Origin of the sequence: Pseudoalteromonas 'SMAR', from assembly GCF_048515945.1 — a bacterium.
Lineage (GTDB): Bacteria > Pseudomonadota > Gammaproteobacteria > Enterobacterales > Alteromonadaceae > Pseudoalteromonas.
Genome location: NZ_JBLWMW010000020.1, coordinates 1 through 16087, shown reverse-complemented (window position 1 = coordinate 16087; position 16087 = coordinate 1). Strand labels below are relative to the sequence as shown.

The window sequence follows — 16087 nt, the reverse complement described above, 5'->3', positions numbered from 1 at the left end:
CCCTCCAGAGGAAAGAGATGCCCTACGCGCATCTTTTTTTATGCCTGAAATTTAATAGTTTTAGGCATGGGTTGCTTACATCGCAACTTGTACCAATCCGTATTAATACTTGCGCAATTAGAGGGAGTAAATTTGACGCTAACTGCGTTAAAAATTTTTTATTTAGAACAACTAAATAGCAAAATTTTTGCCTTGTTATCGACAAAATTTTCTTGCCTCAAATAGACCACTTAATTAAGCGAATTGGTATCACTAATTGCGACCTCTCGCAACTAGTTCACACACGGTGATTCCTTTGGAGATTATATGATTACAGTTTTACCTCGCCTTGGTTTATCTGCGATTTCAGCTGCGGTACTTGCAGCCGTTACCTTCCCTAGCACTGCAGTTGCTGAGCAAGCTGATGCTAAACAAGAAAAACAGGTCTTTGAGAAAATCGAAGTAACCGCACGCAAGCGGACTGAAAGCCTATTTGAAACCCCAACCGCCATTACGTCTATTGGCGCGGGCGACATTGATAAGGCGAACATCAGCAACCTCGATGACATTGGTAAGTTTGTACCAAACTTGAACATCACTCGCTATGGTGTTGGTAATGCCGCTCACGCATCCGTATTTATTCGTGGTATTGGCTTGCAAGATCATGTTATCACTACCGATCCAGGTGTGGGTGTTTACGTTGATGGAGTGTATCTTGGTCGCCAGATGGGCTCAAACCTGTCGTTGCCAAACGTAGAACGAGTTGAAGTTTTGCGTGGTCCACAAGGAACCTTGTATGGCCGTAATACTCTAGGTGGTGCCGTTAACGTTATCACCAAACAACCTGACGCTGAAGAAATTGCCACAGTACAGGCTAAAATCGGCTCACGTGGTCGTTTAGCAACCGATGTATACACCAGTCAGTCTTTAACCGATGATTTAAGTTTCTCAGCAAGTGCGTCATACAAACAACGTGATGGTGTTGGTAAAGCGATTAATTTGGCCAACCCAGAAAAAGAAATTGGTGAAGAGCAAGAGCTCAGTGGCCGCTTAGCGGTTAAATGGCAAGCAAGCAGCGATGTTGTTGTAACGGCTGCTTTTGACGCCGTGGATAATGAGTCAGGTCAATCCCCTTATACCATCGAGCTGACCGAGCCACTGGATGGCAGTGACCCATTTAATGGTGACTTTCCACTGCTTGACGCGTCCATGCTACCCAATAACCCTGACGACCTTGCAACCACAGTGGCAGGAATTGAAAGCACATACTATTCAGGTTGGGGTGGGGCGGTTACCGCTGAGTGGCAAGCAACCGATACCTATGCAGTAAAATTCATTGCCAGCAAGCGTAGCTCAGAGTACACCGGTGGCCTTGATGATGATGCGGTAGCACTAAACTTGTCGGAATTCCCAGAAGAAGGCGGAGCCGATCAGCACTCATTCGAACTACAACTCAATGGTACGTACGATACCTGGGACTTTGTCTCTGGACTGTATTACTTTAACGAAGATGGTTTCACCAGCTCAGGGCCATTCGTATTTAGCCCTTGGAATACCCCAAATGGCCTATTAAACGATGGCGAAACCGCCTCATTTGGTGATTATGGTTACTTCGACATCAACCAAGAAACAGACGCTTATGCGGCTTATATTAATGCCAGCTTTGATATCACTGATTTATTAAGCATTGGTGGTGGTTTGCGTTATTCGGAAGATAAAAAAGCAGCCGATGCTATGTTCCCAAGCTTTGCGGAGCGTAAGTTTGTTACTGCTGAGTTTGATGAAGTAACGTGGGATGTTAATGCTGCGTACCAGTTAACTCGCGATATTAACGTCTATGCGCAGGTACAAAAAGGCTATCAAAGCGGTGGCTTCCCGCCACGTCCATTTGGTGGACCTGCGCAGTTTGCAGCGTTCGAAGAAACCAAAGCCATTAACTATGAAGTGGGCTTTAAAGGCCAGGTGCATGACAATGTGTCTATGATGGTTGCGGCATTCGTGACCGATTACACCGACCTAGCTTTACCATTTAACGACCCAACGGCCGGTGGTGGTTTTGTCACTATTGTTGAAAATGCCGGTGAATCTAAAGCGCAAGGTATTGAGCTGGAAACCACAGTGGCAATCACTGACGACTTCTCAGTACGTAGTTCAATTGGTTACCTTGATTCTGAAATCACTCATGTTGACGATGGCGTAATTGGTATTGGCGAGGGCGATGCGCCAGCATTGACACCACGCTGGACCGTAATGGTAGCACCAACGTACTTCCATGACTTAGACCATGGTGCAACCATCACAGTGAACGGCAGTTACTCTTACCGTTCAGACATGCAAGGTCAATCGGTTACCCGTGCAAGTGAACACATTGAATCACGTGAGCTACTTGGCTTTAATGTTTCTTATACTAACGCTGATGGCGACATAGAAGTAACTTTATACGGTGAGAACGTATTAAACGAAGTGTACGACGTAGGTCGTCTGCAGCAAAGTGGCTTTGTCGGCGTAATGCGCAGCAATGACCGCAGTGAATTTGGTCTGAAATTCAAAAAAGAATTCTGGCTAGATTAATGTCGCTGTTGTGATAAAAAAATGGCCGCAATTGCGGCCATTTTTGTTGCTGTGATTAACAGTTCAAGGGATAAATTTGCTTATTACGTGCAGCTTTAAAAACTATAGGCAACACTAAACTTAACGCTTCGAGGCATAATATAGCGGCCATTTGGTGAATCTGGGTTACGCGGATCGCCTTCCGTGATCCCTTGTTCATCGGTTAAGTTATCCACTGCGAGCTGCAACTTAACGCCTTCACTTGGCTCAAGAATAAGGCCGACATCAAGCTTTTCATAGCCCTCTAAAACAACGGTGTTTTCATTATTACCGTAGCGATCATCCACTGCTGAGAGGGTGCCGTAGAGGGTGGCGTACATATTGGCAATTTCAAAGTCGTAGCTTGGTGTAATACGCAGCATCCAATCTGGCTGGCGCTGTGCCTTGTTACCTTCATTGCTAGGGCTTTCTGTGATTTCAGTGTCTTGCCATGTGGCGTTTAAGTTGACCGACAGACCAGAGCTGTGGTTGTATTTGTAATCCACTTCTAGGCCCATTGCTTCATTGGTTAAGATCTCTGCTGGCACGCCTGGGCGTCTAACAAAGGTGTCACCTTTAACTTCATTACTGAATAAGGTGACAAATAAGTCGCTGGCATCACCCATGTATTTGTAACCTAGCTCAGCCTGAGTGACTTCTTTTATTAGTGACTCACCACCTTCGTAGGCACCAAAGTTATCTCTAAAGTCATCGAAATAAGGCATTTTATAGCCTTTATTCATGCGCACAAAAGTCCCCGATTTTTCATTTAGGCGGTAATCGGCACCTAGAGTCCAAGACGTTTTACGCTCACTGTAGTCAACTGCTTTGGTGATGATGCCATCAAGCCCCTCATCAACAGAATATTCCACTTCATGTTGCTCGCTGCGTAAACCTAAATCGAGTTTTAGGTTGTCGGTTGCTTGGTAGCTTTGTGTGGTATTAAGGGCAAAAGTGGTGGCGTCTCCTGAGCTATTAATATCGTAGTTAAAACCACAGCCTGCTAAGTCGGCATTACAAGCAATGCCATTAAGCATTTCGCCACCTTGCTCTAACACATGGTAGGCGGTGTTACCTAAACTCCACCAGTCTTGTGCTGATGTTGTCGCGGTGTAAAGGCCAAAGGCACTTGACCAATTACCAAAGTCTTTGCTGAAGGCGAGGTCATTGCTGAATGCCTCTATCTCTTTTAGCACCAGCCAACGGCCATACTGTTGCACCATGGTATTGCCATCATAACTGTTGCCAGTGACACTGCCAGTGGCTGACTGGCCATTGTCAGCCACATCACTTAATAAAGTCGCAGCACCCGCTGGCACTAAACCTAAGGTGTTAGCATCACCTTGAGTTAAACTAAAGCGGTCGGTCAATTGCCATCCATTATCAAACTCGACGTTCAAACTTCCGCCAGAGACATGGCCATTCCAACCACGGCCATCACCAAGGTCAATAGCCATTGCAGTGGGGTTATTGCCAGCATAAATAATGGCTTTACGGTTATTGGTGCCCAGTTGCGTAAATTCAGCATCCACTCCGGCAACATTCAGTGGCGTAGGTAAGTACCACGCGCCAGTATCGTCGGTTTGACGGGTGTAAATATTAAACTCGCCACGGTCAAACTCTTTAGTTAAGTTAATGGTAAACTGATGGCCACGTTCAGAGCTAAAACCGGCATCGCGGATCCCCGATGAACGCTTAACATAGCCGCCCACCATGTAATAAAGATCGTCTGCTATTTCGCCACTTAATACACCGTCAATGCGGTTGAGGCCATAATCTGTGGTGGTGTATTTGAACGTCGCCTCGGTTTCAGAGCTGCCACGTTTAAGCTGAAAGTTGGTGGTAAGCCCTGGCTGGCCATTAGAAACAACCGGGTTAGGGCCGCCACGTAAGCCTTCCATCATGGCGATGGTTTCATCGAGACGAAAAATAGAAGTGTTTTCTAAAAATGACAGTGTTGGAGCCGGATAAATAGGGCTGCCTTGCAGGCTGACGGTTAAAAATGGCGCATCGCCACCACCGGGGAAGCCCCGTACAAACACGTTCGCACCCGACTCACCACCTGAGCTCTCAACCCATATACCAGGAACGGCTTTTAGCAAGTCGGCGGTACTTTTTGGAGCTAACTTATCGATTTGCACGGCATCGATATTAGTCACGGCAAAGCTGGCATCGATTTTTGATACCCCCATACCTCCAGGTGTACCAGATACGATAATGGTCTCTACTTTGTCTTTTTTGTTGCTCGCTTGCTCGGCATTAGCTGAAACGCTGAGCGCCATGCTCACAGCAGCAGCGACCAAGCTAAAAGTGGTTGTATTTATCACGGCAAAAGCCCTCTCGTTGTTGTCATAAGTGTTATGCTCGGCAGCATCGCATAAGCAATTAAGCCGGCAGTTATTCGCTGTGTTTTTACTAAAATAGATGTTAATGCAAACGTTTGCAATGGTGTTGTTTAAAAATCTGTCATAAAATTCTGCATTGGCTTGCCAATCTGATTAAAAGGTGCGGTATACTGAATCTTATAGATATGCAGCAATATTATTATTTTCATATAGTTAGCAATAACCAGCAGCATATGATGCATTAAAGGTCAGCAATAATGGCAACAAAGAAACTCAATTTATCCGATTTAGCTCAACTTGCTGGCGTGTCTGCCTCGACAGCATCTCGTGCCTTAAACGACAATCCGCTGATAAAAAAAGAAACCCGCGAACGGATCCAAGCCTTAGCAAAACAACACCATTTTAGCGTCAATGCTGCTGCAAGCCGCCTGCGGATGCAAAAAACCAAAGTGATTGCCGTTATTATCAACCTTGAAGCCGAAACTCAGCAGTCAGTTGATGATCCTTTTTTGCTTAAGGTGGTGAGTGACATTAATCGCGCAGTAAACCGCCAAGGCTATGAGTTACTGTTATCGAATTCGTTTATGGCCGGTGAAGATTGGCACGGCTACTTTATTTCTGGTCGCCGAGCCGATGGCGTGATTGTTATAGGCCAAGGTAAAGAGCAAGCCAGAATCGAGCAAGCCGCAAAAGCCGGAACACCGATAGTGGTGTGGGGCGACCCTAAAACCTCAGCCAACTACCCCATAGTAGGAAGTGACAACTTTGTTGGTGGCTTAACGGCGACCGAGCACTTATTGGCACAAGGCGCGCGAAACCTATTGTTTATGGGCGACCCGGGTCACGCTGAGCTTGGTGAGCGTTACCGAGGCTTTTGTCAGGCCGTAGCTCATGCGACGGATGCGGTAAGTGCCAATATGGTGAAAATTGATATCACTTCAGACGCCGCTTACAGCAAAATCAATCAATTATTACGTGAACAAGGGTTGGTGTTTGATGGCATTTTTGCATGCAGTGATATGGTGGCATTAGGGGCATTGAAAGCATTAAAAGAGCGCTATGTTAGTGTTCCCAATGACGTGCGTATTGTTGGCTTTGATGATATTGCCATGGCACAGATAAGCTTTCCGGCCCTGACAACGGTTAAACAAGATACCACCGCAGCGGCTGACCTGTTAGTGGCCAAGCTATTACAGCAACTAGATGGCAAGCAGAGTGACTCACAAGAAGTCGCTTCAACCTTGATAGTTAGGCAATCAAGCTAAATGAGTTTATCAGCAACGCCAACTCTGGCATAAGTTCGATTTTTGCATTCATTACAAAGACAAGTAAAAAATCGTCGGGTTTTAAATGCAAACGATTGCAAAAAGGCGTAACTCTGTCTAGACTGAATAACATTCACTCTAGTTACGAGAATAATAATGAACCGAGCACGCATCATTCTCGCTATGGCAGCAAGTTACTTCCTCTTCGCTATTTTGCTCAATAGTGTTGGTACGGTAATTTTGCAATCGATTCATAGCTTTAATATCAGCAAAGCGGAAGCGGCGACGCTAGAGGCGTTTAAAGATCTTCCCATCGCCATTGTGTCTTTCTTAGTGGCCTCCTTTATCCCTCGGGTGGGCTTTAAAATCGCCCTTACGCTGGTTTTAGTGCTGGTGAGCTTAGTGTGCGCGCTCACTCCGATTATTGCTGAGTTCTGGGTATTAAAGTTGGTTTTCGCTGCGGTTGGATCTGCGTTTGCGGTGGTGAAAGTATCGGTGTACGCCTTAGTGGGGCAAGTCACCGAGGGCAGTAATCAGCACTCTAGCTTACTTAACTTCATTGAAGGCGTCTTTATGCTCGGGGTACTGGGTGGTTATTGGGTGTTTGCTGCTTTTATTGACAGCAGCACCTTGGAGCCCAGTTGGTTAGATGTCTATTTTGTTTTAGCTGTGCTCAGTGCTATCACGGCGTTTATTGTTTGGGTTTCGCCAATCGCTAAACCAGAGCGGCAACAAGTCACCGAATCGCCTCTGCAAGCGTTCTTATCCATGCTTAAGCTGGTGGCCAAGCCATTGGTGTTAGTATTTGTTATTTCGGCGTTTTTATACGTACTCATTGAACAAAGCATTGGCACTTGGTTGCCAACGTTTAACAATGAGATTTTGGCACTGCCAGTGGATATTAGCGTGCAAATCACCAGTGTTTTTGCTGCTTGCTTAGCGCTTGGGCGCCTAGGTGCGGGGGCAATATTAACCAAAGTTCATTGGTACATCGTATTAAATGTCTGTGTGTTTGCCATGGCGGCATTGGTGTTATTAACCTTACCAATGACTGAGCTGGTTGACCAAGCGCCCATTGACTCTCTCTTCGATGCCCCTTTAGTGGCGTTTCTAATGCCTTTAATAGGGTTATTTATGGCGCCCATTTATCCGGTTATTAATTCGGTGATGCTCAGCAGCCTACCTACCACTCAACACGCCGCCATGACGGGACTAATTGTGGTGTTTTCGGCGCTTGGTGGCAGTACCGGCTCAATGATAACCGGGATCGTATTTGAACAATTCGGTGGCCAGCAAGCGTTTTATGGTGCACTGGTGCCCATGGCTATCATTGTTGTGTGCTTGTTCTTTTTTAAAATTATGAGTGATTCAACCAAATTGGCTCAGGATAAAGCCAACCTGCAACATGAAGTGAGTTAATCCTATGCAGTACCAATCGAGCTTTTATAGCAGCAAATTGTTTAAAGCGGTGCAACAAGCGGGCATTTTTGCCGATAGCAAAACCTTTGCAGACGCAGTCGCGAATAGTCCCGTTGATGAAATCGAGGCGCAATTTGCATTGCAGCAACCTAAAGGGCAGGACTTGCTTACGTTTGTGCAAGCACACTTTACCTTTCAAGCGGCGACGGAGTTACAGGCGTTGCCAAGATTGAGCAATGCAAAACAATACATCGCAGAGCTTTGGCAGCGCTTATCACGGCAGCCAAGTGTTGCAGCCCATGGCTCACTTTTGCCGTTACCCTATCCTTATGTGGTACCGGGTGGCCGCTTTAATGAAATTTACTATTGGGACAGCTATTTTACTGCGCTTGGGCTCATGGATGCTGGCCGCGAAGATTTAGCCGCGGGCATGTTGAATAATTTTATAAGTCTAATTAATAGCTTAGGGCATGTGCCTAATGGTAACCGCGACTATTATCAGAGTCGTTCGCAGCCGCCGGTGACGGCCTTGATGGTGGACTTGTTGTGGCAACAAGTCACGGCGGACAGGGTATGGCTAGAGACGGTTACTCATGCCTTAGAAAAAGAATACGCATTTTGGATGGCAATGGATGATGAGGGCTCTGAACAATTGGCTCAGCGCCGCGTGGTTAACATGCCCTGTGGCGGGCGACTGAACCGTTACTGGGATCCGCTGCAGTTACCAAGGCCTGAGTCTTTTAAAGAAGACCTAGAGCTGGCGCAATCAGCATCAAACCCTGGGGTCTTATATCAACATATTCGTGCTGCGTGTGAGTCGGGGTGGGATTTTAGTAGTCGCTGGCTCGCCGACCCCCAAAGCCTCAGCAGCATTCGCACCACAGACATTGTTCCGGTCGATTTAAATGCTTTGATGTTATTGCTAGAAAAGCAACTCGAGAAGTGCTGGTTACAACTGGCAAAACCGCAGCAAGCTGAGTACTACGGGGCACTGGCAGAAAAAAGACAGGCATTATTACAACAGTATTTTTGGTGTGAGCAGCATGGCTGGTACTTTGACCTCGACCTCAGTGACTTTAGTCGCACCAGGGTTAGCTCTTTGGCAGCAGCGGCGGTGTTATTTGCTAAGGTACCGACCCCGCAGCAAGCGCAACAAATGGCGGCTAACATTGAGCGTCGGTTTCTAAAACAAGGCGGCTTAGTGACCACGTTAAACCACACCGAGCAACAATGGGATGCCCCTAATGGCTGGGCGCCTTTGCAGTGGTTTGCCGTGGCTGGACTCATTAATTACGGTGAAACCAAGCTGGCCAAAGCCATTATGCGGGCTTGGCTGTACGCCGTCGAAACAGGCTTTGAGCACCATGGTTGCTTATTGGAGAAGTACAATGTTGAGCATCCAGAACAACGGGCAAGCGGTGGCGAGTATGTGGTACAACAAGGATTTGGCTGGACTAATGGCGTAAGTAGTCGTTTTTACCACTTGCTAGAAAACGGTTTTGATACGCTTTCGGGCTAATATTAAACGCTTGTTTAAATGCCCGGCTAAATTGACTGGGGTGCTTAAACCCCAGTGCAAAACTCACCGCAGTGACTTGTATACCTTGCTTTAGCTTTTGTTTGGCATGGTTTAACTTTCTTGCTTGTAGCCATTGCTGTGGCGTGGTGTTGAAATAATGGCGAAACTGAGCAAAGAAACGACTGCGGCTCATACAGCTTAGTTTACAGAGTTTATCAACATCCAGCGGTTCCTCTAGGTGGCTTTCCATATAATTAAGTGCGTGATGCAGACCCGATCTGTCTGGGCTTTGCTGTGCCACAGTCAATAGTAAGTCACGACTTTGTTGTTGCAGTAATCGGGCGATCAACTCTTCCATGGCGAGATCAATAAAGTAGCTGCGATTTGGATCATTTTCAGTAAATAGATGCAGTAAACGGCTTAAACAGTGCTGTGTTTGCCAATTGTGCTCGGTGTGCACTAGGGTATCTTGATAATGGATTAAGTCATCATCGTGACGCCTCATGCGCTCACTCACTTGCGCAATCTTATCGCGGCTGATTTCAATGGCAAGGCAGCTAGTGGGGGATTGCAAAGACGCCTCTGGAAAGTCGATATACACAGCTTGTTGCGGAGCGAGTACAAAGCTTTGCTGGGGTAGAAAAGCTTGGTGATAATTGCAATCATCGACATGCATGACCTTTTTGCCACTTATCATGGCGCAGAATAACACTTCACTGGCGGCCAATTTGACCCCATGACTTGGCTCATAGGTATCGTAAACACTGAGTTCAGCATCGGTTGCCGCAAAACTGACTTTATTTTCTACTAACCGTTCTACCTTGGCGCGTTTTTTAGCTAATTGCACTGTGCCTTTCCTTTTTTGCAATTCGGACTCAGAGTTCAAATTTACATACCCATAGTTAAGTTTTTAAGAGGGAACTGGGCTAATGTCAACTGGATTAGGTGAATAAAAGTTAAACAGTGTGTTTGGCTTTATTCAACAATAACGATAAAAAACACGTTGCAGAGGTTACTATGATATACGCAGATCCGAACACCGATGGTGCCGTAGTCAATTTTAAGTCACAGTATGAAAACTTTATCGCGGGACAATGGCAACCGCCCGTGTCGGGAAATTACTTTGATAATATTAGCCCGGTTAATGGCAAAGCGTTTTGCAAAATTCCCCGCTCAGATCATCAAGACATTGCATTAGCGCTGGATGCCGCCCATGAGGCAAAATCTGCTTGGGGAAAAACCAGTGTCACTGAGCGCAGTAATACGTTATTAAAAATTGCCGACAGAATTGACGCCAATCTTGAATACCTTGCCGTTGCTGAGACTTGGGACAATGGTAAGGCGGTGCGCGAGACACTGGCAGCTGATGTGCCATTAGCGGCGGACCATTTTCGTTACTTTGCCGGTTGCATCCGTGCTCAAGAGGGGGCGATTGGCGAGATTGATGAAACCACCGTCGCCTATCACTTTCATGAACCGCTAGGCGTGGTTGGGCAAATTATCCCGTGGAACTTTCCCTTACTGATGGCAGCGTGGAAGCTCGCTCCAGCACTGGCTGCAGGCAATTGTGTGGTACTTAAGCCAGCTGAGCAAACTCCTGTATCGATCTTACTATTTATGGAGCTGATAGCGGATCTGCTGCCAGATGGCGTGGTCAATATTGTTAATGGCTTTGGCGCTGAGGCAGGCGAGGCGCTGGCAACCAGCGATAGAATCGCCAAAATTGCATTTACTGGTTCAACGCCAGTGGGCTCGAAAATTCTCGAGTGTGCGGCTAAAAACATCATTCCTTCCACGGTGGAGCTTGGCGGCAAGTCACCGAATATTTTCTTCAGTGACGTCATGCAAGCCGACGATGAGTATTTAAGTAAATGCATCGAAGGTGCGGTGTTAGCTTACTTTAACCAAGGTGAGGTATGCACTTGTCCGTCGCGTTTATTTGTACAAGAAGACATTTATGACGACTTTATTGCCAAGGTAGTGGCTCGTACGCAGGCAATTAAACGGGGCAACCCATTAGATACTGACACCATGGTTGGGGCGCAAGCATCAAAAGCACAGTTCGATAAAATCTTGAGCTACATCGATATCGGTAAGCAAGAAGGAGCTGAGGTGTTGATTGGCGGAGGAGTGGAGCAACTGAGCGGCGATCATCAGGCTGGTTATTATATTCAACCGACCTTGCTAAAAGGTCACAATCAGATGCGCGTATTCCAAGAAGAAATTTTTGGTCCGGTGATCTCCTTGTCGACCTTTAAAGATGAGCAAGAAGCACTGGAGCTGGCTAACAGCTCTGAGTTTGGACTCGGTGCCGGAGTTTGGACCAGAGACATGAATCGCGCTTATCACTTTGGCCGCAATATTGAAGCGGGTAGGGTATGGACAAACTGTTACCACATGTACCCAGCGCACGCGGCATTTGGTGGTTATAAAAAGTCAGGGATCGGCAGAGAAACCCATAAAAAAGCACTTGATCATTACCAGCAGACGAAAAACATGTTGGTAAGTTACAGCACCAGCCCTCTGGGTTTCTTTTAATATTCTAGGTGTTGTGCAGGCTGTCGTCATTGTGAGTTATGTAAAACGGTAATGGCGACAGCAACACAGCAATAAAATAACCATCAGTAAGTGTGAGAAAATAGCTATATAGCCTATCGCTTGTAAGATATTTCTTACTTTATTGAGAGCGAAATAGGTTTCTTTAAAAGAAATAAGTTAACTTTTGAGTAATTGAAATGATTAGTTTATTGATATATATAGTTTTTTATTAGGGTTTCGGCAATTAGGTCGAACTGCTGGTAAATCATCTTTATTCAGCTTCATGCAATGACTTGTCGTGAGAATAAAAAACGCTAAAGTATCTGGCAATTAATCAAATTAAATAGCAAACGGAGATGCTATGTTTAAATTCATTTCTTGGATTTTTTCCATTACCGCCTTTTCTCTGGCCGTTTTCTTTTTAACTCAGTCAAGCTATGGCCTGTTATTCACCATGATTCTTGCAGGGTTGATTGCCTTACCCAAGCAGTCTGCTGAAGTTCAGCCATTAGGGGTTAGACTTCATGCCAAGCACCTAGTAAAAGAGCATAAAACATTGAGCTCCAAAGAAGTCATGAATTTTATTATTGCTTGCTCACTGGCCGGAGCTGGCTTGTTTATGCAATGGGTATAAATTTGCGGTGTAGCACAGCAAAGACGTTTATTTGCTTTCTGTAACGCTTGTTGAAGCCGCTTGTTTAGTTGTAGACAAAGGTTATACCAATCCGCATTAATACTTGCTCAATTTGAGGGAGTAAATTTGACGCTAACTGCGTTAAAAATTTCTTATTTAGAACAACTAAATAGCAAAATTTTTGCCTTGTTATCGACGAAATTTCCTTGCCTCAAAATAGACCACTTAATTAAGCGAATTGGTATTATTCTTGTAACCTCCCCATTTTAAGTAGCTGTTATTCGTACAATTAATGAACCACTTGCGTTAAATATTTGGGCGGGAGCCCGCCAATGTCCGTACTCGGCCCTTGGTTGGCATAAATTCAAAGCCACTCAATAGTAAGTTTTTGAGATTATTTCTGAGGACACCCACTAAAACTTTACTGAAATTCGGCTTTCAACAGTTTAAATGAAAAAGCATATAAGATATCTATGATATAGATTTAGACTGGCCTGTGCTCATCAGTTAGGAAGTGTTTTAGTCAGGTCGATTAACTAAATTTATTGTGGTACAACTTCACTTCGTACTCTTCCGCGTTTTGGTTTATGACTAGAGTCCAGTTTAGCACGTCTGTAATCCGTTTCATCAAATGAATACCGTGACCAAAGCCTTGGTGTAGCATGTTCTTTCTTTTGATGTTTATTGGTTTAACAGTAACCTTGTTACTAAAGCGTAATAAGCCAAATTGCGCATTGATATGCAAAATATTCCCGCCACTGTGGTAGCAGGCATTCCCAAGAATGTTCAATAACAGTAATTGTATTAATTGTGGGTGTCCTGTTATCGATGCATCTTCAGAAACCTCTAGTTCGATTTGACTAATAAACTCAGGCTCACTTAAGTACAGAGTAAACATGGCTTTTTCCAGTTGGGGAAGCAGTAACAGCTTTTCTCCCCCATGGTGTTTATTTCGTGCCAAAGCGAGTAAAACATTAAGTTGCTCAACCATTGACGTACAGGCTTGTTTTGCCAAATTTAGTCTATCATTTGTAATTAGTGTACTATCTTCACAGTTTAAAGCGTTTTGTACTATAGTGAGAGGTGTTCGCAATTCGTGACTAACATCGTTTGCGAAAGCTTGCTCGCGTTTTAAGGTCGATTTTAACTGCCTCTGAGAAAGGTGAAAGCGGTAGAGTAGCCAAGCGCAACAACTAGTAAAGAGAGCTACTATCACCGCATTGATCACTTGTAGCAACAACAAGAAGTCATTAATTGCAAATGCTGTATCCATGTCTAGCAGGAGCCAAGTTGGTGTATTACTATCACCTCTTGCAATAAGCTTAATTGCAAACATAGATTGCTCTGAAAAAAGCCAAACCGAACTATCGTGTTTCAATGGAGTGGCTAAATCAGGTAAAGGGCTATGCAATAAAGAAAAGTAAGACCGAGACGTTGTGACATTTAATGGTTGACCAGTAGTTAAAGGGTGGTCATGGTTCGTTTTACTGGCTAAGCCATCATTGAGTTGAGTGTTGAGGTAATCACGCTCTTGCTCTAAGAGGTGGCTTGCCATAAGTTGAATAAGGGTGTTCGAAAACTGTTGGGATAAATAAATACTTGATGCGGCGGTTATCGCTATTAACAAGCCAAGTAAAACTAAAGGTTTGTTGCTAAATAATTTAAGCATCAGTTAAGCCTTTTAGCTGGTATCCAATAGTGCTAATGGTTTGAATTATTTGTTTATCAATAGCGGTACAGAGGCTTTTACGCAGCGTATATATATGAGCTTTAAGGGCGTTACTCTCAGGAGGATCACTAGGCCACACAGCATTAATCAGGTCGCGGCGAGAACTCGGATATGGGTGATCTTCCATCAACTTTTGTAAGATTTTAAAGCCTGTAGATGTGAGTGAGACTGGTTTATCTAGCCACCAAACTTGCTGTTGGCGTCTACATAGGCTTAATTGGCCTACAGCAATAACTTGTTTGGCAAATAATTGCTGGCGGCGTGCAAGTGCCTCACAACGCAAAGCTAGCTCTCGTAAGTCAAAGGGTTTTGTTAAATAGTCATCAGCACCAATAGCAAAGCCGTTAGCCTTGTCTTGATAATCGTCGCGGGCAGTCAACATTAAAATCGGTGGCCGAACTTGTACCGTCGAAAGAATTTGTTCACAGACAATCAGTCCGTCCAAGTCGGGCAAATTTAAGTCAAGCAAGATCACATCAAAAGTCCTTTTCTGCGCTAATTCCAAACCCAGTTTACCGTCCGCAGCGAAGTCAATTTGCCACCCATGACCTTCTAGAAAAGACACAAGTTGGTACGCCAAAGCCTGATTATCTTCAATAAGTAAAATTTTCATAGGTTTTGGCATCACGTACTCCTTTATTAAAGTAATGCTCTTAAGTGGTTTAACACTAAATCGGGATCATCGCGCATTATGTCATGCCCCACATGATTTAACTTAAGATGACACCCTTTGGTTACCTTAGCAAAAAGGGCTTGGTGAAGTTTTAACCATATTGCTTTACCTTCAGCCGTTTCAACAAATGCGATAGGCTTTGTTTCAACCCGCATTGATGTCAGCAAAATTGTTTTTACATTAGAAGGTAAAGGTACAACATCAGGCTTAGCATCATCAAGTGTTTGATTAAGCTTCGTTAACTGTGCAAGTAAATGCGGTGGCAACATTGTAGCAAACAGAGCATCCTCTTCAGCTACCGCCTTTGCGTTAGATGCTTTAAACCATAAGCGTTGTTGCTTAACTGCGGGGTCTATTAACATTAAACTATCTACGCTATTAGGAAAACGGCGAGCAAACTCAGTGACCACTAAACCGCCATAAGAATGACCAACCAATATTAACCGCTTTTTTGATGCAAATTGGGTGATAAGTGATTTCAAGTCTTGTATGTGGTGCTCTAAGCCAATGGGCTCTATTTGGTTCCCCGTGGGTGTATTGCCCGCCCGGTGATACCGAATCGCCAAGACGCTCTTAGGGAGGTTAGTTATGATCTCTTCCCAAACACCAGGGCCTTGAGCAAAACCCGACTCAAACACAATCACGGTATCTCCATTGCCCGAGAGCTCAATAGACAAGTTGTTTGTGTCATGTGCGTAAACTGGAGTAGATTTGGATACAGTTAACAACATCAGCATCACTATAGTCGCAGTGATATGAAAACCAAGTTTTAAAAATAGCTGCATAGATTCTCTAGACCTCTAATAATCGTTTGATGTTTAGCAAGATAACTGAAAGGAGGTAAAGGAATGGTAAAGATGCGTGATTATCGTATGTGAATTAGAGCAAAACTCATTAACCTCGTACTTTTTAAACGGTAATGATGACAAATAGACAGATACCAGCCAAAAATTTTGATTTTTAAAGAAATAGATTACTGTTATTTCTTAACTAAAGGCTTGAGGATATGTAACATGGCAACAGTCAGAAAAAGGCAAATTGAGGGCGTTCAAAACTCTATGTCAGATAAAAACGCCTAAATATCCAAGTACCCATCTCAGCCATAAACTCTTTCTGGTGTTTTGAGGCTACATACTTGATTGAATTGCGAATTTGATGAATAACACATTCCTGTACTTCTGTATTCGGGTAGATACTGGCAATCGCCTCTGGAAAGCCTTTGAGGCCATCAACACAGGCAATAAGAATGTCTCTAACACCGCGGTTATGAAGGTCAGTCAGTATGGAAAGCCGATAATTAGCCCCTTCTGACTCGGATAGGTGTAGCCCCAGTAGCTCTTTCTTGCCTTCAACATTCAAGCCTAGAATGGTGTACACCGCTTTGCTGACGTAGCGAC

At 44.6% G+C, this 16087-nt stretch carries 11 protein-coding genes and 1 pseudogene; 6 read left to right on the top strand and 6 right to left on the bottom strand.

The features are described from left to right. Nucleotides 1-306 precede the first annotated feature (306 nt). A complete protein-coding gene (locus ACNKW2_RS10015) occupies nucleotides 307-2550 on the top strand; it encodes a TonB-dependent receptor (protein WP_419148429.1) in 2244 nt (747 codons plus the stop codon). Between the two features lie 95 nt (nucleotides 2551-2645). On the opposite strand, the gene ACNKW2_RS10010 is transcribed toward ACNKW2_RS10015, so the two are convergent. Further along, nucleotides 2646-4850, bottom strand: a complete 2205-nt coding sequence (locus ACNKW2_RS10010) for a TonB-dependent receptor (RefSeq protein ID WP_419148470.1) — start codon at nucleotides 4848-4850, stop codon at nucleotides 2646-2648. 320 nt (nucleotides 4851-5170) lie between these two features. On the opposite strand from ACNKW2_RS10010, the gene ACNKW2_RS10005 reads away from it, so the two are divergent. The 3 genes from ACNKW2_RS10005 (at nucleotide 5171) to ACNKW2_RS09995 (ending at nucleotide 9116) form a co-directional block, all read left to right on the top strand. Further along, on the top strand, nucleotides 5171-6178 hold the full coding sequence (locus tag ACNKW2_RS10005) for a LacI family DNA-binding transcriptional regulator (protein ID WP_419148428.1): 1008 nt from the start codon (nucleotides 5171-5173) through the stop codon (nucleotides 6176-6178). Between the two features lie 156 nt (nucleotides 6179-6334). Further along, complete coding sequence (locus tag ACNKW2_RS10000; protein WP_419148427.1) at nucleotides 6335-7597, top strand: MFS transporter; 1263 nt, start codon at nucleotides 6335-6337, stop codon at nucleotides 7595-7597. 4 nt (nucleotides 7598-7601) lie between these two features. Continuing rightward, nucleotides 7602-9116 (top strand): trehalase family glycosidase, encoded by a 1515-nt coding sequence (locus ACNKW2_RS09995; RefSeq protein WP_419148426.1) that lies wholly within the window; start codon nucleotides 7602-7604, stop codon nucleotides 9114-9116. Here the strand turns inward: ACNKW2_RS09995 and ACNKW2_RS09990 are convergent. Then, nucleotides 9052-9963 carry an AraC family transcriptional regulator gene (locus ACNKW2_RS09990; RefSeq protein WP_419148425.1) on the bottom strand — a complete coding sequence of 304 codons (912 nt, stop codon included), beginning with the start codon at nucleotides 9961-9963 and terminating at the stop codon, nucleotides 9052-9054. The two genes, ACNKW2_RS09995 and ACNKW2_RS09990, sit on opposite strands and share 65 nt — an antisense overlap. Before the next feature lie 170 nt (nucleotides 9964-10133). Between ACNKW2_RS09990 and exaC the strand changes: the two genes are divergently transcribed. Next, nucleotides 10134-11654: an acetaldehyde dehydrogenase ExaC gene (exaC, locus tag ACNKW2_RS09985; RefSeq protein WP_336565961.1), complete on the top strand. Its 1521-nt coding sequence runs from the start codon at nucleotides 10134-10136 to the stop codon at nucleotides 11652-11654. Between the two features lie 361 nt (nucleotides 11655-12015). Continuing rightward, complete coding sequence (locus tag ACNKW2_RS09980) at nucleotides 12016-12288, top strand: hypothetical protein (protein WP_419148424.1); 273 nt, start codon at nucleotides 12016-12018, stop codon at nucleotides 12286-12288. A gap of 532 nt (nucleotides 12289-12820) precedes the next feature. Here ACNKW2_RS09980 and ACNKW2_RS09975 read toward each other — a convergent pair. The 4 genes and pseudogenes from ACNKW2_RS09975 to ACNKW2_RS09960 all read right to left on the bottom strand — a co-directional run. Further along, entirely contained in the window at nucleotides 12821-13957 is a 1137-nt protein-coding gene (locus tag ACNKW2_RS09975) for a histidine kinase dimerization/phospho-acceptor domain-containing protein (protein WP_419148423.1), read from the bottom strand. Next, on the bottom strand, nucleotides 13950-14642 hold the full coding sequence (locus ACNKW2_RS09970; protein WP_419148422.1) for a response regulator transcription factor: 693 nt from the start codon (nucleotides 14640-14642) through the stop codon (nucleotides 13950-13952). Before ACNKW2_RS09970 ends, ACNKW2_RS09975 begins: the two co-directional genes overlap by 8 nt. Before the next feature lie 14 nt (nucleotides 14643-14656). Next, nucleotides 14657-15421 (bottom strand): alpha/beta fold hydrolase, encoded by a 765-nt coding sequence (locus ACNKW2_RS09965; protein ID WP_419148469.1) that lies wholly within the window; start codon nucleotides 15419-15421, stop codon nucleotides 14657-14659. A 361-nt stretch (nucleotides 15422-15782) separates the two neighbouring features. After that, a pseudogene (locus ACNKW2_RS09960) lies at nucleotides 15783-16087 on the bottom strand (transposase); the annotation flags it as partial.